Genomic DNA, 19,251 nt, shown 5'->3' with positions numbered 1-19,251 from the left:
ACCCCCTTCGCGGGCCGGCGTTCGGCCGTCCTGTGCCGCCGGCTCCGGCGAGAGGAACCTGGCGCCGGCCACGCCGTATCGGGCGACCCACCCCCGCTCGGGTCCGGCGGTGCGGCGCGCGGAAGACCGAGCCGGCGCAGGAGAGCGTGACGTAGACCGGTCGACGGTCGCCCGCGCTGCACCCCCTTCGCGGGCCGGCGTTCGGCCGTCCTGTGCCGCTGGGCCCTGCGGGGGGAGCCTGGCGTCGGCCGTGCCGAATCGGCCGGCTCGTCCCCGCTCGGGCCCGACGCCGGGGGGCGCGGGAGGCCGTGCCCGGTCGGGTCCGTGGCACGTATGGCCTCCCCCGCGCCCTCCTGACCGTCGACCGGCTCCCGGCCGGTGCTCATCGCGTCACCTCGGTCCCGGTGCTCCGCCGCTTCATGACGCCACCCCGGCCCCGGTCTCCAGCTGTCTCATGACGTCACCCCGTCCCCCGGTGTGCCGGTGTCCACGGGAACAGTTTTCGCTCCGCCCAGACCAGCGCCCCGTTGATGACGAGGCCGAGTGTCCCGGCCCAGACCACGCCTGCGAGGACGTCGCGGGTGCCGTCCGTGGCGAGGCCTGCCTGGGCGATGTAGATGCCGAGGCCCTCGCCGAACCCGGCGAGGATCTCCGTGGCGACGGCGAGGATGAGGGCGACGGCGGCCGAGATGCGGATGCCGGCGGCGATGAAGGGGGCCGTGCCGGGGAGTTGGACGCGCAGGAGTACCGACAGCCGGCCGAAGCCGAAGGCCCGCAGGGTGTCCTTGGCGAGGGGGTCGGTCTCGCCGAGGCCGTAGACGGTGTTGAAGAGGATCGGCCACACGCAGGCGTAGGTGACGAGCGCGACCTTGGTCTCGGTGCCCGAGCCGAGCAGCAGGGAGACCAGCGGGATCAGCGCAACGGACGGCAGCGGCCGCAGGAACTCCACGATCGCGCGTACGGCGGCGTCGACGACCGGCACGCTGCCGAAGAGGAGGCCTAGCGGGACGGCGATGGCGCAGGCCAGTCCGAGGCCGAGCGCCCAGGCGCGCAGAGTGGCGCCGACTCCGGCCAGGAACACGCTGTCGCCCGCCAACTCCACGGCCCGTACGAGGACTTCGGAGGCGGGCGGGAAGTAGCTGCGCCGCACGATCCCGGCCCGGCTCACCGCCTCGCACACGCCGAAGGCGAGCAGTACGCCGAGGGCGCCCAGCCACCACTCCCGCAGCCGTCCCGCCCGCTTCACCGCACCAGCAACGTCGCCGGATCGATCGGCTTGCTCAACATCCCCTGTTTCTTCATGAGCTGGGTGAGCCGGGCGATCTGCGCCGCGTCCATGGTCGCCGGGAAGACCGGCAGGTCGATGGAGTCCGCCTGCTTCTCCGTCACCTTGGTGTAGGTCGGCAGCACCTCGCGCACGGCCCCGGGGTCCGCCTCGGCGATCTTCACGGCCGCCTTGAGGGCCCGCTGGAACGCGGCCAGCGCATCGGCGTTCTCGGAGGCGTACTTCTCGGTGGTGAGGTATCCGCTGAGCGGGATGGACTGGACGGGCGCGGACGCCCCGTCCACGAGCACCCTGGCTCCCAACTCGTCCTGGATGGCGCTGTCGTAGGGCTCGACGGCGTGCACGGCGTCGACCTGCCCCTTGTCCAGGGCCGCGCCCATCTGCGGGAAGGGGATCTGCCGGTAGACGGGCTCACCGGGGGCGCCCTGTTCCGCGAGGATCTCGTTGAACGTCAGCGACTGGACGTTATTGAGAACGTTGACGGCGAGCTTGCGGCCCGTGAGGTCGGCGACGGACTTGATGTCGGAGTCCTTCGGCACCAGCACGTCCATCATCTTCGGCGCGGCCCTGATCGCCTCGGCGACGATGCGGATGTCGAGAGTGCCCTTGTCGTGGGCCTGGAAGTAGGTGACGTAGTTCGCGCTCGCGACCATGTCGATCTGCCCCTTGGACAGGGCCGGCAGCGCTTGGAGGCTCTGCTGGATCTGCTGGACGCGGACGTCCAGGCCCTCCTTCTCGAACAGGCCCCGGTCCCGCGCGATGTAGAGCATGGCCGAGTCGACCAGGGGCAGCGCGGCCACGGTGACCGTCCGCCGGTCACCGTCCGAGGACGTGGAGTCGTTGTCGTCGCCGCAGGCCGTGAGTGCGAGCGCGAGGGCGATCGCGGCGGCCGCCGCCTTTCCTCTTCCCGAACACGATGGACGTGACGCCATCCGCGCATGATGACGCCCCGCTTGGCATGATCACTACACAAAAGCAAGCCAACCATCCGCCCCCATCTCGCCGCCGATACAGGCCGGTTGAGCGCTAGGGACGTACCTGGATCAGCGCGTGGGTGCCCCCGGTCCGCCAGCGCTGCCCCTCCGCCGCGACCAGCGCGGCCTCCGTCGCCGGGGCGAGGCCGGTGATCACGTCGGACTTCAGGGTGCGCAGCGCGGCCACCGGGCCCGGGAAGTAGTCCGTCACGTCGGCGAAGGGGGTCGTGGGAGACCACATCCGATCGCCCACCAGGCGCCGGTAGTTGAGGTCGCCCTTGACGACGGTCACCGCGGCCGCGGCGAACTCGGCACGGAGGTCGTCCGGCATCGCCTGGTACGGCAGCGGGGCACAGGAGAAGGGGTGGGCGCGCACAGTGAGGCTGCCGTCGGCCATCGCCGACCACAGCTCGCGCCCGTGACCGGCCGCCGCGCCCGGCGCCCGGGTCAGTCGGCGCACGGCGTCGACCACATCGGCGGTCGTGGCGTCGGAGACGTAGTACGGATACGGCTTGACGTGCAGGATGACCCGGTGGACGCGTCCCTGGGCGAGGAGGTGGGCGATCAGGAGCAGGTCCGGGACGAGTTCGCGGCCCGCGTTGTCGGCGACGAGACAGAGGGTGTCCGCGCCGTCGAGAAGCGGCCAGAGGGCGGCGCTGTCGTCGGCGACCAGCCCCGGGACGGCGTCCCGGCTCTCGGCGTCGGCGTCGGACAGGCGGAAGCCGAGGTCCGCGCGGTTGCCCCACAGGGAGCCGTGCAGCAGGGCCGCGGCCTGGTCGTCGGCGGGCCGGTCGTCGAGGGCGTCGAGCGCGGCCAGTTCCTCGTCGGTCTCCGGGGCGTCGAGTTCGGCGAGCTTGGAGGGGCGGAAGGGGTCGATGCCCTGCCAGGGTCCGGAGCCGAAGTAGCCGACGGCTTCCAGGAGTTGGCGGTAGAACCAGCTCTCCGACCAGAGCCACGGCACATCGAACCAGGAGCGGCCGGTGTACTCGTCCACTCCCCAGGCCGCCCAGTCGGCGCGGTCCGGCGCGGTGGCGGGGAGCGGTTCGATGACGCCCTTGGTGCAGTTCTCCAGCAGCGCGTCGAGGGCGCGGTGCTGCTCGGGGCCGTAGGGGAAGGCCTCCCGAACCTGCCGGATGATCGCGGGATGCCGCTCGGCGAGCACGCTGTGCGGGAACGAGCCGGGTTCGTCGGCGAGGATCACGGGCGGGTTGTCGGGCATGGGCGCCACGGTACCGCGCGGATCACGCGGTTCTGAGCTCCCGCTCCAGGTGGGTGACCAGGCTCAGATAGCGGGCGCGGCGGGGCACCGGCACCATGCCGCGGATCAGGATGTGCCACAGCCCGGCCAGTCGGCGGGGGTGGCGGGTGACGGGTTCGAGGGAGTGGCCCACGACCCGTGTGCCGACCAGGGACGCGACGAGGGAGTGCGCGGCGGCGTCGACATCGATGTCGGCATGCAGGTCGGACTCGTTGACCGCGTCGTGGAGTCTGCGCGTGGCGATGCCCAGGCACTGGGTGAAGGGGTGCGGAAGTTCGGGCGGCAGGTCCGGTCCGCCGGTGGCGAGCCGCAGGCCCGCGCTCGGCAGCGGCCCCTCCAGGGACAGCCGTGCCATGCCGAACGTGGAGCGGATCAGGGCCTCGAGCGCGGTACAGCCGCGGCTGTCCATCTCCTCCGAGAGCCGGTTCAGATTCCTGTACTGGATCTCCATGATGGCGTGAGCGAGGTCCTGTTTCGCCGCGAAGTGGAAGTAGAGGGCGCCCTTCGTGACTTGGGCGTGATCGACGATGTCGCTGAGGCTCGTCGACTCATATCCGCGCCGGTCGAACAGTTCCGCGGCGGCGGCGATGATCGCCGCGCGAGTCTGTTCGGCTCGTAACTGCCTGGCCATAGGCGAGTCTCTCCTGGGGGCGAGAGAGCATGCCCTGAAAAGAACAGGCCATGCCGTTTGTTTTTTACTCCCTGCAAACGATATCTCACCGTCCGGCGACAATCACCGGACACCCCAACTCCGTCCGGTTTCCAGACCTCCCACAACTTGTGGCTCACGCGTGTGCGTACCGCAGGCGTCGGCGGGAGAAACCGGGCGGACGGCACAGAAAAGGCGGGCCGACCGGTGCCCCGTCGGCACCGGTCGGCCCGCCTCTCAGGGCGCGCTCAGAGAGTTCGAGCCCCTGGGCTCAGAAGGTCAGCTTCCAGCTGTTGAGCGTGCCCGTGTCCTGCGCGGCGGTGTCCTGGACGCGGAGCTTCCAGGTGCCGTTGGCCGTCTCGCTCGAGGCGTTCACGGTGTAGGTGGTGTTGACGTTGTCCGCGGAGTCCGAGGAGCTCGCGGCCTTCAGGGTGTACACCGTGCCGTCCGGGGCGACAAGGCTGACCACCAGGTCACCGCGGTAGGTGTGGGTGATGTCCACGGCGACCTGGAGGGCCGAGGGGGCGTTGCCGGTGCGGCCGGTGACCGCGATGGAGGACTCGATCGCCGAGCCGTTGTCCGGGATGGACGCGGCGGTGGTGTTGGAGAACGTCGTCCCCGTGCTCGTACCGCCGCTCACGGCCGCGACCGTCTTCGCCGCGTCCGCGAGACCCGCGCCGCAGCCGCCCGAGCAGGCGCCCGGCAGGGCACGGGCGTTGTTCTTGATGGCGGTCTCGATCTGGGCCGGGGTCAGCGAGGAGTTGGCCGACTTCAGCAGCGCGGCGAGGCCCGCGATGTGCGGGGTGGCCATGCTGGTGCCCTGGTAGTAGGCGTAGCTCTCCGTGGACGCCGTCGTGGCGCCGGAGTTCAGCGTCGACAGGATGCCGTTGGCGGTGCCGGTGCTGGTCTGGCCACCGGGCGCCGAGATGTCGACCAGGGAACCGTAGTTGGAGTACGACGCCTTGGCGCCGGTGCGGCTGGTCGCGGCGACCGATATGACGTTGTTGCAGTTGCCCGGCGAGTGGTTGGCCACGTTGTCGTTGTCGTTGCCCGCGGCGACGGCGACGACGGTGCCGCGGTTCACGGCGGCGGTGATGGCGCTCTGGGTCGCGCTGGTGCAGGCACCGTCGCCGCCCAGGCTCATGTTGATGACCTTGGCGACATTGGTGTTGGCGGGCACGCCGGAGACGGTGCCGCCGGACGCCCAGGTGATGGCGTCGATGATGTCGGAGTCGTAGCCGCCGCACTTGCCGAGGACGCGGACCGGGGAGATCTTCGCGCCGTAGGCGATGCCCGCGACGCCCTTGCTGTTGTTGGTGACGGCGGCGATGGTCCCGGCCACGTGCGTGCCGTGCCAGGAGGAGCCGGACGCCGGGATGCCGGAGCCGCACTCGTTGGCCGCGTAGTAGTCACCGGGGTCGGCCGGGTTGCTGTCGCGGCCGTTGCCGTCGACGGAGACCGCTGTGTCGGCGATGAAGTCGTAACCGGCGACGATGTTCGCGGCGAGGTCGGTGTGGGCGACGTAGCCGGTGTCGATGACGGCGACGGTGACGCCGGAGCCGGTGGTGGTGTTCCAGGCGCCGGGGACGTTCATGCCGGCCGTGGACTCGAAGAGGTCCCACTGCTTGGCGTACTCGGTGTCGTTCGGGTCGGCCTGCGGCGTGTTCAGGCGGTCCGGTACGACGTAGGCGACCTGCGGGTCGGCCTTGTACTCGGCGACCACGTCGGCGACATCGGTGCGGGTCAGGTCCGTGCCCAGGTCGACGAGGGCGGCACCGGTGCCGAGGCGGCGCTGGAAGTCGACGTCCTCGCCGGCCTCCTTGCCCTTGGCGGCGGCGTCGGCCTCGGCGGCCTTGTTCGACTTGGCCTCGGTGGCACCGGACTTGTACCCGACGATGAGGCGCTCGGCCGCGATGCCGGGGGCGGCCTCGGTCTGCGCGGTGGGGACGGCGGCGGCCTGCGGGGCGGACTCCTGGGCCACGGCGACGGTGGTACCGGCCGCCGAGAACAGCGCGGCGGAGACCGCGGCGACGGAGACCAGCTTCCGTCGCAGGGAGGGGGAGGTACGCAAGGGCTTGCCTTTCGTAGCCGTCTCCGGGCAGCGCGGAGCGGCGGTCTGATCGCTTCGTCGGTGAAGCGGCGGGGGGTAGATCGAAAAGCGGCGCGGCGGCCGGCCAAGCGCATGAGCCGAATCGATGAAGGGGTTACCTGTGGTTCGGCTGTGGTCGAACGATAGGCAAAGGGAAGGTCATGTGAATACAGGGGAAACCCTCGATCCGGCGGGAAACACACCCTCGCCGTCGAGGAGTTGAGCGGAAATGAGACCTTTCACCCCCGCTGTACCGCACTGAACGCGCCGGGCCCGGTTTCCGTACTGCACGGGAGCAAACCGTTCCCGCGTCGGCCGAGGAGACGTCCCGGATGCCCCGGATGACCGCATACCGCACCGCTTTGGCGGCCACCGCCGCCGCCCCGCTGCTGCTCACCGTCTGGGCCGCGGGTCCGGCACAGGCGCACGGAGCGCCGACCGATCCGGTGAGCCGCGCCTACGCCTGCTCCCCCGAGGGCGGCGAGCGGGCGGGTACGGCGGCCTGCCGCGCCGCCGTCGCCGCGAACGGCAGTTCCTTCGCGGCCTGGGACAACCTGCGGATCGCGAACGTGAACGGCCGCGACCGGCAGACCGTTCCCGACGGCGAGCTGTGCAGTGGCGGCCTGCCGGCCTACAAGGGCCTCGACCTGACCCGCACCGACTGGCCGTCGACGCGCCTCACGCCGGGCGCGTCGATGACGATGACGTACGCCTCGACGATCCCGCACACCGGCACGTTCAAGATGTTCCTGACCAAGCCGGGCTACGACCCGTCGAAGCCGCTCACCTGGTCCGACCTGCCGTCGCAGCCCTTCGCCGAGGTCAAGGACCCGGCGTTGACGGGCGGCGCGTACCGTCTGCCGGCGAAGCTGCCCGCCGACCGGACCGGTCGCCATGTGCTGTACACGATCTGGCAGAACAGCAGTACGCCGGACACCTACTACTCGTGTTCCGACGTGGTGTTCCCGGCGGCCGCGAAAGACAACGCGGAAGAGAAGAAGACGAAGGAGCCGGGTACGCCGTCGCCCTCGCCGTCCGTCGGCGCGGGCGCGAAGACCTCCGCGAGCACCTCACCGAGCGCCCGGCCCCGGACGGCGACACCTGCGCCGACGCCGTCGCAGGCGAGCCCCGACACCACTCCGGTGGCCTCCACACCCACCGCGGACTCCGGCCCTTCGGCCCCGCTCGTGGCGGGCGGCGCCGCCGCGGTGCTGGTGATCACCGGGGGCGCCGCCCTGGCGCTGCGTCTGCGTCGACGCTGAACGCCGTACGCGCGAAGGTCAGTTGACGAAGACCGCCGCGCCGTCGGAGGTGGCGACCGGGGCGTACTTCGCGGTCCAGAAACCGCTGCTCGGGCAGAGCGAGGAGCCGGAGGTCCTGGTGAACTGCTGGTTGGCGAACTGGATGCTGTTGTCGGTGTTGGAGGCCGCGCCGGTCAGGCTGCCGTTCGTCGCCTGGTAGACACAGGTGACGCTGCCCAGCAGGGTCCGGAGCACGACGGTGGTCTGGATGGCCCCGGCACTCCCCGGAGCCACGGTGACGGTGCCGTCGGAGGCCACGGTGGTGGTGTACGCCAGGTTGTTGACCGTGACGCTGGTGACGCCGAGCACACCCACGTTGTTCGAGGTGCAGTTGCTGAAGGTGTGACCGGTGAGCGACTCGGAGGCCGTACCGGGAGCGGCCGGGTTGCTGTCGACCGTCGCGGTGAACTGCGAGGTGGTGCAGGTGATGCCCGTGGTGCCGGTCGCGCTGGAGTAGAGCGTGGCCGTGGTGCCGCTCGCCAGGGGTGCGGTGAGCGCGGTGCCCTCGGCGACGGCGTCGCCGCCCGCGGATCCGGTGGTGAGGACGTTGTCGGCGGCCGATGCCGGGGAGATCGCCGGGAGGGTGAAGGCGGCGAGGGCGGCGGTGAGGGTGAGCAGGGTTCGCGTACGCATGCGGGGGTGCCTCTTTTCCGAGGTGGGGGGTCTGAAAGGGGTGCGGGGACGCGTCGCGGCGTCCGCCGTCACCGGCTCGTCACGCCTTCTCCGTACGTGACGAACCGGAAACGGCAGCCGGCCGGTGACCGGCCGGAGAACCGTGGGGTGGCCTCCGGCCGGGCCGGGCGGAAAGGCACACGGCACGGATCGAGGGGGGAAGCGACCGTGTGGGTGCCTGGGAGGAGGCGGGCACAGAAGGTGCCCGGAGCGGACAGGACGTCCGGGAGACGCGGGCAGTGCCGCGAGACGGATCCGGCGCCACGGATCCGGGTGAGCAGTGAGAGTTGTAGACCTGATGGTCAGTCAACGTCAAGGAAAAGCGCGGTAGTTGACGATCGTTCAATGGTTTTGCCGGGGCACTGGAATTCCTTGACGCACAGGTGGGGCACAACCGGCACCCTTTTTTCACAACTCCCTTGACCCTCGAATGTAACCCCGGGTAACTTCCTCAGCGGCTACTGCGGAGTAGCGAGAAAGCCCTTGCGCCAGCCGGGAGTTGTGAGGGGTCGCGCGCCGCATGCGCTGTCCGCGCCAGGACAACGTGCCAGTGAGATGCCAGACCGCACTTTCTATGCACTGGGAGCAGACATGGCCTCGTCCACGGACGTCTCGTCGTCCGCCGACAACACCCCCGAGAACCCGGAAAGCGGTTCCTCGCCCGACCCCGTCAGACGCGGACGGGTCCGGGCCCGCCGGGCCGCCGTGATGGCGGTGCCGGCCACGCTGATCGCCGCGACGCTCGCGGTTCTCACCGCGGAGGGCGCGCTCGGCGTGCAGTTCGCGATCTCCGGGATGCCGTTCACGGTCACCGCCAAGGAGCTGAACGGCACCGGGTTCGAGCAGTTCGGCGGACTCGACAACATGGCGCCGGGCAGCCCCAACGAGGGTGACACCGGCGGGCAGGTGCTGGTCGTGACCTCCGCGATCAAGAGCGCGACCCTCGACAGCCTGTGCCAGAGCGTCGACCTCGGCGGCACCAACCTGCTCATCAAGGCGGGCAGCGGATCGCAGAAGGTGCAGGCGACCGACCTGACCACCGACTCGACGGAGCTGACGGGCGACGCGTCCTTCACCAACATCGAGATCGGCAACGACGCCAGCACGCTCACCAAGGCCGGGGTCAAGGGTCCGATCGGCGTCTTCAGCCAGCAGTCCGACACCGTGCGCATCGCCAACCTGCGGCAGACCAACTACGCCACCACGGCAGCGGTGTTCAAGCTTCCGGGTCTCAAGCTCAGCTTCAGCAGCACGGGTTGCTGATGTCGGACACACCAACTCCACGAACCGGAGTGCGGTCGGCCTTCCGTGCCTGGCGGGCCGACCGTCCGTTCTGGGGCGGGCTGTTGCTCACCCTGGGCGGCGCCTGGATCCTGCTCACCGAGAAGGCCTCGCTGAAGGTCATCATGCACATCGGTATGCAGGGGCTGGCCGGCTATCTGCTGCCGGCGCTGATGGTGGTGCTGGGGCTGCTCATCCTGTTCAACCCCACCCAGCGCCTCTTCTACTCGATCACCGGGGTCCTGCTCACCCTGGGCACCTGGCTCACCTCCAACCTGGGCGGCTTCTTCATCGGGCTCCTGCTCGGTGTCGTCGGCAGCTGCCTGACCTTCGGCTGGCTGCCGGACCAGGAGCCGCGCGTGAGCCACCGCAAGCGGCGCAAGGCCGCGCGGGCGGCGGTGCCGCAGGGCTCCGCCAAAGAGCAGCCCGCCTGACCTCGCCCCCCACCGGCTCCCTCTGAACCACCGGCTGTCCACCCCGACCACGTGATGCGCGCGGGATGAACAGCCGGTGTTTCAGGGGGAGTTCGCGTGTGGAGGGCTGGTCAGCGGAACGTCCGATGGTGGGGTTGCATCGCCGCCACGACACGCCGAGGCCGGCCGTCGCCGTACGGCCCGGAAGGGCTGAGCCGCTCCGCGCGGGCAAGGCCCGATCCTGGCGGCACACCGCAGCCCGCCGCCGGGAACGGCGCACTGCCGCGGGCCGCACACCGACGCACCGCGGTAAGAAGATGCCGCACCCGACAGTGGACATGCCGGGACGACCGGAGAGCTCGGGCCGGTCCGTACGGGGACACCGCAGCGGCACGCGGCTGCGGTGTCCCCCGCGGCACCACGCCGAGCACGACGACCCCTGCACGGGACATGCCGTAACGACCGGAGCTCGGGCCAGGCCGTGCGGGAACACCGCCGCGATCCGGAGCCGCACGCGGCTGCGGCCGCTCCCCTGCACGGGACACACCGGAAAATACCGGGACGACCGGAGAGCTCGGGCCGGTCCGTGCGGGGGCACCCCCGCGGACCGTGATCCGGAGCGGCACGCGGTTGCGGCCGCTCCCCACCGCACCGCGCCGCGCCGCGCCGGGGCGCGACGGACCTGGCGCTCGACATGCCGGGCGGGCCTGAGAGTGAGCCGGCTTGCGGGGCCGAGGCGATCCTGGGTTGGTACGTCGGCGTAGGCAGCGACGCTGCCCGGTGCGTCGCCGTAGGTGCGGGTCGGTGGGGGGCGGTTGGCCGGGGGCGGCCCGCGTCAGGGCGTGGGGCCCGCCGACTGTGGGGTGGCCGGTGGCTCCGTCGCCGGGGCCGTGGTGTCGTCGTCCTTCAGCGCCTTCGCCTCGCTCTTGAGGATGCGCATGGACCTGCCGAGCGCTCGTGCGGTGTCGGGCAGCTTCTTCGAGCCGAACAGCACGATGACGACTATCGCCACGATCAGCAGGTGCCAGGGTTCCAGTCCGTTACGGAGCACGGCCGCGGCCTCTTTCCTCGGAGTTCTTCTCAACTCGCTCTTACGTCGGTCGAGCACACTTGCCCCGGCCGCCCGTCGGATGACGGTTGCTGTGGTGCGCAACTGTACAACTCAGGGCGAACATGACAAACCCCCGTAATACGCAAGAGGGCGCGCATGACGATCACCAGCACGCGAAGGCCCGCACCCGCGCGCCACCGGCAGAGCGGCCGCCGCCGGACGGGACGTCGCCGGGGCCGCCGGATACGCCTCGCGCTGCTGGTCTGCCTCTCCGTACTGGTGCTCGCGACCGCCGGTGCCGGCTGGCTCTACCTCAAGCTGGACGGCAACATCAGCACCTTCGACTCGGGCGGCCTCTCCGACCACCGCCCCGAGGCGGCCTCCCAGAAGGGCGAGAACGTCCTGCTGATCGGCTCCGACGCCCGCACCGGCGGCAACGACAAGCTCGGCGGCGGCGACAAGGGCGACATCGGGCGCTCCGACACCACGTTCCTGCTGCACATCTACGCCGACCACCAGCACGCCCTCGCGGTCTCCATCCCCCGCGACACCCTGGTGGCCATCCCGCCGTGCAAGCTCCCCGACGGCAGCTGGACGAAGACACAGCCCGACACCATGTTCAACGCCGCCTACTCCGTCGGCGACACCGCCAAGGGCAACCCGGCCTGCACCCAGAACACCGTCGAGCAGCTCACCGGGCTGCGCGTGGACCACACCGTCGTCGTCGACTTCAAGGGCTTCGCCCGGCTGACCGAGGTGGTGGGCGGGGTGAAGGTGTGCCTGCCCCAGGACATCTACCAGAGCGACCTCAACCCTCACCGCACGACCCCGGGCAAGCGGCTCTTCAGGAAGGGCGAGCAGACCGTCTCCGGGCAGAAGGCGCTGGACTACGTCCGGATCCGGCACGGTCTCGGGGACGGCTCCGACATCGGCCGCATCAAGCGCCAGCAGGCGTTCGTGGCCAGCCTGCTCAAGGAGGTGAAGAGCAGGGGTCTCACCCCGACCAGGCTGCTGCCGCTCGCCGACGCGGCCACGGAGTCGTTGACCGTCGACTCGGGACTGGGCACGGCCGACAAGCTCATCTCCTTCGCCATGGCACTGAAGGACATCGACCTGCACAACACCAAGTTCGTGACCGTGCCCTGGCGGTACGAGGGGTCACGCGTCGCGGTCGTGCAGCCGGACGCGAGCGAGCTGTTCGCCACGCTGAAGGCGGACCGGACGATCGACGGCAAGAACGCGGGCGGGAAGAAGAAGGCGGCGGCGGCCACCTCCGCCGCGCCCGTCTCCGGGGCCGGGATCGGCGTCTTCGTCTACAACGGCACCACGGTGACCGGCCTGGCCGCACGGGCCGCCGCGACACTCACGTCGGACGGGTTCACGGTCACCGGTACGGCGACCGCGGCCACGCAGGACCACACCGGCACGTCGGTCGAGTACGGGCCCGGCGAGCTGTCCCGGGCCCGTACCGTCGCGGAGGCCTTCCCGGGTGCCGAGCTGGAGTCGGTCACGGCGGCCGGGGTCAGCGTCGTGCTCGGCCGGTCGTACGCCGCCGCCCCCACCGCGACCCCGACGGCCGTACCCACCGAGGTCGCGGACGGCGCACGGTCCGCGGACGACGATCCCTGCTCGAATCTGACGTACGGATGACAACGCGGCCTGGGAGCGAGGGTGCGTCCCGTCGAAGGCACCGGGGGTCCGGGGGCCGGGATTTCTCGCGCGGGCGCACAACTGCCCTGCTTCTGATGGGAAGTTGAACCCTGAGCTCGTCATCCACGCGACAGGAGGGGCACATTGCCCGCCGACGGACGGCCCACCGACCGCATCGACACCGAGACCGCGCACGCCGCTCGGATCTACGACTACATCCTCGGCGGCAAGGACCACTACCCCGCCGACCGCGAGGCCGGCGACGCCATGTGCCGCGAGTGGCCCGCGCTGCCCGTGCACATGCGCGCCAACCGCGACTGGATGCACCGGGCCGTGCGATGGCTCGCCGCGGAGGCGGGGATACGGCAGTTCCTGGACATCGGCTCCGGCATCCCCACCTCGCCGAACATCCATGAGATCGCCCAGTCGGCGGCCCCGGACGCACGCGTCGTCTACGTCGACAACGACCCCCTGGTCCTCGCGCTCTCCGCGGGTCTGCTGAACAGCACACCGCAGGGCAGGACGGCGTACGTCGAGGCGGACATGCGCGACCCGGCGGCCATTCTCGGCTCCCCCCAGTTCCGCGAGACCCTCGACCTCGGCGAGCCGGTAGCGCTGACGGTCATCGCGATCGTCCACTTCATGCTGGACGAGCACGACGCCGTGGGCATCGTCCGCCGGCTCCTCGAACCGCTGCCCACCGGCAGCTACCTGGCGATGTCCATCGGCACCGCCGAGTTCGCCCCCGAGGAGGTCGGCCGCGTCGCCCGCGAGTACGCGGCCCGCGACATGCCGATGCGGCTGCGCACCCACCCCGAGGCCGCCGAGTTCTTCGCGGGCCTCGACCTCGTCGCCCCCGGGATCGTCCAGGTCCACAAGTGGCACCCGGACGGCACGGACACGCGGCCGATCCGGGACGAGGACATCGCGATGTACGGGGCGGTGGGCCGCACGCCATGACCCCTGCCACGAACGGGCCGTGTCCCTTCGCCACAGAGTCCCCACGCTTTACGGCTGGTCCGCACCTGAACATCACGAAGCGGCACCGACAACTCACATAAAGTCGCTGCTCACTTGACTATCGACGGCCTCACGCGATTGGCTCCGGCGAGCGAGAGTCACCCGGACGACGTACAACCCTTCGAACGTCCACCGGGTGCTCCCTCTCGCCGTTCCTCCAGCTCGGCCGCACAGCGAGGTGCCGCACCATCATGAACACTCCTCCCCCACCTCCCGTCTCCCCCAGACGCGTTGCCGCCCTGGCCACCGCCGTCTGTCTGCTCGCGGCCGGCTGCTCCGCATCCGGTGACACGTCGGACTCCGCCACCTCCGCCGGCAAGGCGGGCGGAGCCGGGCTCAGGATCGCCCTGATCACGCACGCCCCCGACGGCGACACCTTCTGGGACCTGGTGCAGAAGGGCGCCGAGACGGCCGCCGCCAAGGACGGCATCGAGCTGACCTACGCCGGCGACCCCGACGCCGCCGGACAGGCCGAGCTGGTGCGTGACGCGGTCCGCGAGAAGGTGGACGGCATCGCGGTGACCCTCGCCAAACCACAGGCGATGCGCGGACCCGTCGCCGCCGCCAAGGCCGCCGGTATCCCCGTGGTCGGCCTCAACTCCGGTATCGACTCATGGCAGTCCGGCGGGCTGCTGGAGTTCTTCGGCCAGGACGAGAGCGTGGCCGGTCAGGCCGTCGGCGACAAGCTGGACGACCTCCACGCCCGCCACGCGCTCTGTGTGATCCACGAGCGCGGCAACGTCGCCCTGGAGGCCCGCTGCGCCGGGGTGAAGAAGACCTTCGGCGGCGAGACGGAGAACCTCTATGTGGAGGGCACCGACACCAAGGCCGTCGCCGCCGCCATCACGGCCCAGCTGCGGCAGGACCCGACGGTCGACGAAGTCGTCACGAACGGCGCGCAGTTCGCGCTCACCGCGGTCGCGTCGGTGAAGGACGCGGGCAGCAAGGCACGCGTCGCCACGTTCGATCTCAACAAGGACCTGGTGAAGGCGGTCGAGAGCGGTGCCGTGGAGTTCGCCGTGGACCAGCAGCCCTACCTTCAGGGGTACCTCGCGGTCGACTCGCTGTGGCTGTACCGGACCAACGGCAACGTCAGCGGCGGCGGGGTGGCCCCCGTCCTCACCGGTCCGGCGTTCGTGACGAAGGCGAACGTGGACGCGGTGGCGAGGTTCGCGGCCAACGGCACACGCTGACCGGCCCGATCCCATCCCTCCCCTCCCCTCCCCTCTCTTCTCCCACCCCCCTCCCTGCTCATCGCCTAGGACGACGAATGTCTCCACGAGGTGCCCGGCGCCGACTCGGCTCCATACGTCTCTCCCTGATCCTGCTGGCCCTGGTGCCCAGCGTCACGCTCACCGCCCTGTGGGGTGTGACGACGACGCAGATGTTCACCGAGGGCCTGCGGCTGCGCGGACAGACCGAGTTGAGCCGGTCGACCGGTGCCATGGGCACCGACGCGACGCTCGCCCTCCAGCGTGAACGCAGCCTGTCGGCGGCCCTGCTGGCCTCACCGGGCGGCTCCCGGACCGCGCTGGACGCGCAGCGCGCGGAGACGGACCGGGCGGTCGCCAAACTGGTCGGGCAGTCCGACGCGATCGCCGAGGCGCCGTCGCGCATCTCGGACCAGCTGTACTCCGTGCTCGGCTCGGTGGGCAGCCTGGAGTACTACCGGGACCAGGTCGACGACCCGACCGACATCACCCCCGCCCAGGTGCTGGACCAGTACAGCTCGATCATCGACGACCAGATCCACGCCTTCCAGGAGCTCTCCCAGGTCGACGACGGCGACCTCACCTCACAGGCCGGACCGCTGGTCGCGCTGGAGCACGCGGCGGAACTGGTCTCGCAGGAGGACGCGCGGCTCACCCTGGCCTGGCCGACCGGGCATCTCGGCGAGAAGGAGTGGATCGCGTTCGCGCAGCTGGTCGACGCCCACCGGTGGCTCGTCGAGGACCAGATCGTCCCGCAGCTGAGCGGCAGCGCGAAGACACAGACCGAACGGATCCTGCAGAGCCCCGAGTGGCGGACCCTGGCGGACATCGAGGACCAGGTGCTGGCCGCACGGGCGCGGGCCTCCGACGGCAAGGTCGTGCTGCCCGACGCGCAGAAGAAGTGGACCGCCGCGCTGGACAAGGTCGCCGCCGCGTACACCCGGCTGATCCAGGACCAGACGGCCGGGCTGCTCGACCGCAGCGCGGACAAGGCGGACAGTCTGCTGTTCACCGCCGCCTCGCTGAGTGCGGGCGGGCTGTTCGGGCTGCTGGTGTGCGTCGGCGTGTCCTGGCGGATCACCCGCTCCCTGTCCCGGCGGCTGCACGGCCTGCGGGAGGCCACGCTGAGCCTCGCCGAGGAGCGACTGCCCGACGTGGTGTCGCGGCTGGAACGCGGCGAGAAGGTCGACGCGGATCTCGCGGCGCCGCCGCTGGACTACGGCGGGGACGAACTCGGCGCGGTGGCAAGGGCGTTCAACAAGGCGCAACGTACGGCGGTACACACGGCGATCGAACTCGCCGACACCCGGCGCGGCTTCCAGAAGGTGATCCTCGGTATCGCCCGGCAGAGCCAGAACCTGGTCAACCTCCAGCTCACCAAGCTCGACGCGCTGGAACGCCGGCACACCGACCCCGACGTCCTCAAAGGTCTGTACGAACTGGACTCCACGGCAAGCCAGTTGCGGCGGTACGAGGAGAATCTCGTCGTCATCAGCGGTGAGCGGCCGGGGCGCAGCTGGCAGGAGCCGGTCGCGCTGATCGACATCCTGCGCAGTGCGGTGGGCGAGGTCGCCGAGTACCAGCGGGTGGAGGTGCACACCGAGGAGGACGTGTATCTCGCGCCGCCCGCGGTGGCCGACGTGATCCATCTGCTGGCCGAGCTCATCGACAACGCGACCGTGTACTCGCCCGCACCCGCGCCGGTCACGGTGCAGGCCTCGTCGGTCGCCAAGGGCCTGGCCGTCGAGGTCGAGGACCGTGGCCTCGGCATGTCGGAGGAGGACTACGCCTCCCTCAACTCCCAGTTGGCGGTGCCTCCGAAGTTCGACGTGGTCGCCCTCGCCGACGATCTCCGCCTCGGCATGTTCGTCATCGGCCGCCTCGCCACCCGCCACGGCATAGCGGTCACCCTGCGCCCGTCGCCGTACGGCGGCACGACGGCGATCGTGCTGCTGCCGCAGGAGATCGTGGTACGCGATGTCGCGGATGCCGATGCGCCGGGTACGGGGGTGGCGCCCGGGCCGGGCACGACCTGGGACACGCTCACGGGCCGGACCCGCATCGGTCCGGGAGGCCCGGTCCGCCAACCCGCCACGGCGGGCGACTCCCCCGAACTGACCCACACCGGCACGGCAGTTGCCGTCCACAGCGACACCACAGAGACTCCTGAGCAGACGCACGCCGACGTCGGAGTCCCGCCCCGACCCGGCAGCACGACAGCCGACGAACCCGACGTGCGGCAGGACGCCCCCGAACCGGCCCGCACCGACGCCGAAGCCCTCCTCCGACACGGCGACGCGAGTTCTGCCGGGACCGGCGGGTTGCGGAGTGCACCCCCGGGGGCGGCTCACCCCCCCGACTCCGAGGCCGGAGTCGCCGCCCGACACGGCGGCACGGACGCCGGCACACCCAGCGTGCGGCAGAGGGCGACTCCAGGAGCGGCCGAACCGGCAGACTCCGACGCCGGAGTCGCTGTCCGGCACGACAGCAGGGACGCCGGGACGGCTGCCCCGCCGTTGCCCGCGCGCCGACGAGGCGCACAGGACGACTCGGAGCACTCCCGCGCGGGTGAGGCCGGCCGGCCGGGAGAACTCAGGGTCCCCGGGGACGTGGGTAGTGCGGGCGAGGCCGGGTACCCCGGGCGCCGCCCCGGCATGGCCCCGCTGCCCCGCCGTGTCCCGCAGACCAGCCTCGCCGTCGAGCTCCGCGAGGACGCCGTGCCCGTCGAACAGGACGGCTGCGGCGAGGAGTTCACCGCGGAGCGCGCCGCCTCCTCACTCGCCGGCTTCCAGCGCGGCACGTTCCGCGCACGGGACGAGGAGGCTGACGCGCCGGAAGGCAAGGAACCGGAAAACCCGCACCCCCGCCCCTCCGCCCTCACCGAAGCGCCGTACGGTCAGGAGGAAACAACCACACCGGACACCCCCGGCCCCCAGCCCCCGGCCACCGGCACGGACGCCCCCGCCGACCGCTGACCTTCCCATTCCGACCGCCCACCCCGCCGCCGCCCCCGCCGACGAAGGACGCCCTCATGACACGCCCCACCCCCGCCACCCACACCCAGCTCGACCAGCTGCTGACCGGACTCGTGGAGCGGGTCGCCGAGGTGAACCACGCCGTCGTGCTGTCCGAGGACGGGCTGGTCGTCAGCAAGTCGACCGGGTTCCTGCGTGACGACGCCGAGCGGCTCGCCGCGACCGCGTCCGGGCTCATGAGTCTCAGCAAGGGCGTCAGCATGGACTTCCGCGGTGGCCCGGTGCGGCAGGCGCTGATCGAGATGGCGCACAGCTATCTGATCCTGACCTCCGCCGGCCCCGGCGCCCACCTGGTCGTCCTCACCAATCAGGGCGCCGACGTCGGTGTGGTGGCGTACCAGATGAACATGCTCGTGAAGAAGATCGGCGAGCACCTCAGCGCGGCACCGCGGGCAGGCGTCGGCCCCACCGCCGACTCCGGCGCGTGAGGTGAGCGGAGGCGATACGGCGGGCCGTCTCGTACGGCCGTTCGCCCTGACCGGCGGACGCACCCGCCCCAGCCGCGCCGACTTCACCCTCATCTCGACGGTGACCGCGGTGGACCCGCCGCCGGTCCGGGCCCCCCGCCCGCAGCCGGAGCACCAGCGCATCCTGCGCCGGTGTGCCGAGCCGATCGCCGTCGCGGAACTCGCCGCTCTGCTCGACCTTCCGATGAGCGTGATCGTCATCATGCTCTGCGACCTGCTGGAAGCGGGCCGCATCACGGTCCGCCCGCCGCATCCGGTCGCCCCCGGCGTCGACCTGGATCTGCTGCAGAAAGTGAGGGACGGTCTTGGCCGACTCTGACACCATCGCCCGGCCGGCACCCGACACGGTCAAGATCCTGATCGCCGGAGGGTTCGGCGTCGGCAAGACCACCATGGTCGGCTCGGTCAGCGAGATCGCCCCGCTGCGCACCGAGGAGTCACTGACCGCGGCGGGCCTGGGCATCGACGACCTGCACGGCATCGAGGAGAAGAAGGCCACCACCGTGGCCCTGGACTTCGGCCGCATCACCATCAGCCGGGATCTGATCCTCTATCTCTTCGGGACCCCCGGCCAGCAGCGGTTCTGGTTCATGTGGAACGACCTGGCGCTGGGCGCCCTGGGTGCCGTGGTCCTCGTCGACGTCCGCCGCCCGGAGTCCAGCTTCGCCGCGCTCGACTTCTTCGAACGCCGGGGCATCCCCTTCGTCGTCGGCGTCAACGGCTTCCACGGCGACCACCCCTACCCGCCCGACGAGATCCGCGACGCGCTCGCCCTGCCGGACCATGTCCAGGTCCTGCTCTGCGACGCCCGCGACCGCGAGTCCTCCCGGGACGTGCTGATCGCTCTCATCGACCAGTTGATCGCCACCGCGGTCCCGTAGCGAGCCACGACTCC

The 19,251-nt window shown here is 71.0% G+C and carries 17 protein-coding genes; 10 read left to right on the top strand and 7 right to left on the bottom strand.

What is annotated here, in order from left to right; all coding sequences use genetic code 11:
* Positions 1–460: 460 nt before the first annotated feature.
* From OG381_RS35355 to OG381_RS35335, 5 genes are all read right to left on the bottom strand, one after another.
* Positions 461–1,246, bottom strand: coding sequence for an ABC transporter permease (locus tag OG381_RS35355; RefSeq protein ID WP_327720055.1), 786 nt, complete (start codon positions 1,244–1,246; stop codon positions 461–463).
* Positions 1,243–2,217: an ABC transporter substrate-binding protein gene (locus OG381_RS35350; RefSeq protein ID WP_327720054.1), complete on the bottom strand. Its 975-nt coding sequence runs from the start codon at positions 2,215–2,217 to the stop codon at positions 1,243–1,245. The genes OG381_RS35355 and OG381_RS35350 overlap by 4 nt, the downstream gene beginning before the upstream one ends.
* 94 nt (positions 2,218–2,311) lie before the next feature.
* Entirely contained in the window at positions 2,312–3,478 is a 1,167-nt protein-coding gene (locus OG381_RS35345) for a damage-control phosphatase ARMT1 family protein (RefSeq protein WP_327720053.1), read from the bottom strand.
* A gap of 22 nt (positions 3,479–3,500) precedes the next feature.
* A complete protein-coding gene (locus tag OG381_RS35340; RefSeq protein ID WP_327720052.1) occupies positions 3,501–4,148 on the bottom strand; it encodes a ScbR family autoregulator-binding transcription factor in 648 nt (215 codons plus the stop codon).
* Positions 4,149–4,437: 289 nt separating this feature from the next.
* Positions 4,438–6,237, bottom strand: coding sequence for a S8 family peptidase (locus OG381_RS35335; RefSeq protein WP_327720051.1), 1,800 nt, complete (start codon positions 6,235–6,237; stop codon positions 4,438–4,440).
* A gap of 350 nt (positions 6,238–6,587) precedes the next feature.
* On the opposite strand from OG381_RS35335, the gene OG381_RS35330 reads away from it, so the two are divergent.
* Positions 6,588–7,517 carry a lytic polysaccharide monooxygenase auxiliary activity family 9 protein gene (locus tag OG381_RS35330; protein ID WP_327720050.1) on the top strand — a complete coding sequence of 310 codons (930 nt, stop codon included), beginning with the start codon at positions 6,588–6,590 and terminating at the stop codon, positions 7,515–7,517.
* An 18-nt stretch (positions 7,518–7,535) separates the two neighbouring features.
* Here OG381_RS35330 and OG381_RS35325 read toward each other — a convergent pair whose 3' ends face one another.
* The gene (locus OG381_RS35325; RefSeq protein WP_327720049.1) at positions 7,536–8,189 is read right to left on the bottom strand and encodes a Tat pathway signal sequence domain protein; all 654 of its coding nucleotides are present in this window, start codon (positions 8,187–8,189) and stop codon (positions 7,536–7,538) included.
* Positions 8,190–8,819: 630 nt separating this feature from the next.
* Here OG381_RS35325 and OG381_RS35320 point away from each other — a divergent pair.
* Complete coding sequence (locus OG381_RS35320; protein ID WP_327720048.1) at positions 8,820–9,491, top strand: DUF6230 family protein; 672 nt, start codon at positions 8,820–8,822, stop codon at positions 9,489–9,491.
* Positions 9,491–9,943: a DUF6114 domain-containing protein gene (locus OG381_RS35315; protein ID WP_327720047.1), complete on the top strand. Its 453-nt coding sequence runs from the start codon at positions 9,491–9,493 to the stop codon at positions 9,941–9,943. Before OG381_RS35320 ends, OG381_RS35315 begins: the two co-directional genes overlap by 1 nt.
* An 814-nt stretch (positions 9,944–10,757) precedes the next feature.
* On the opposite strand, the gene tatA is transcribed toward OG381_RS35315, so the two are convergent.
* Positions 10,758–10,973, bottom strand: a complete 216-nt coding sequence (tatA, locus tag OG381_RS35310) for a Sec-independent protein translocase subunit TatA (RefSeq protein WP_327720046.1) — start codon at positions 10,971–10,973, stop codon at positions 10,758–10,760.
* A gap of 156 nt (positions 10,974–11,129) precedes the next feature.
* Here tatA and OG381_RS35305 point away from each other — a divergent pair, with 156 nt between their 5' ends.
* From OG381_RS35305 to OG381_RS35275, 7 genes are all read left to right on the top strand, one after another.
* Entirely contained in the window at positions 11,130–12,623 is a 1,494-nt protein-coding gene (locus tag OG381_RS35305) for an LCP family protein (protein WP_327720045.1), read from the top strand.
* 144 nt (positions 12,624–12,767) lie between these two features.
* Positions 12,768–13,583 carry an SAM-dependent methyltransferase gene (locus tag OG381_RS35300; RefSeq protein WP_327720044.1) on the top strand — a complete coding sequence of 272 codons (816 nt, stop codon included), beginning with the start codon at positions 12,768–12,770 and terminating at the stop codon, positions 13,581–13,583.
* A gap of 251 nt (positions 13,584–13,834) precedes the next feature.
* Complete coding sequence (locus OG381_RS35295) at positions 13,835–14,836, top strand: substrate-binding domain-containing protein (RefSeq protein ID WP_327720043.1); 1,002 nt, start codon at positions 13,835–13,837, stop codon at positions 14,834–14,836.
* A gap of 77 nt (positions 14,837–14,913) precedes the next feature.
* Positions 14,914–17,829: a nitrate- and nitrite sensing domain-containing protein gene (locus OG381_RS35290; RefSeq protein ID WP_327720042.1), complete on the top strand. Its 2,916-nt coding sequence runs from the start codon at positions 14,914–14,916 to the stop codon at positions 17,827–17,829.
* 56 nt (positions 17,830–17,885) lie between these two features.
* Positions 17,886–18,317 carry a roadblock/LC7 domain-containing protein gene (locus OG381_RS35285; RefSeq protein ID WP_046263356.1) on the top strand — a complete coding sequence of 144 codons (432 nt, stop codon included), beginning with the start codon at positions 17,886–17,888 and terminating at the stop codon, positions 18,315–18,317.
* Position 18,318: 1 nt separating this feature from the next.
* Positions 18,319–18,675: a DUF742 domain-containing protein gene (locus OG381_RS35280; RefSeq protein ID WP_307024535.1), complete on the top strand. Its 357-nt coding sequence runs from the start codon at positions 18,319–18,321 to the stop codon at positions 18,673–18,675.
* Entirely contained in the window at positions 18,662–19,237 is a 576-nt protein-coding gene (locus OG381_RS35275) for a GTP-binding protein (RefSeq protein ID WP_327720041.1), read from the top strand. Before OG381_RS35280 ends, OG381_RS35275 begins: the two co-directional genes overlap by 14 nt.
* Positions 19,238–19,251 lie beyond the last annotated feature (14 nt).

Source organism: Streptomyces sp. NBC_00490 (assembly GCF_036013645.1).
GTDB lineage: Bacteria > Actinomycetota > Actinomycetes > Streptomycetales > Streptomycetaceae > Streptomyces > Streptomyces canus_F.
Note: the sequence above shows the minus strand (reverse complement) of the source record. Positions and strands in the feature narration are given on the sequence as shown.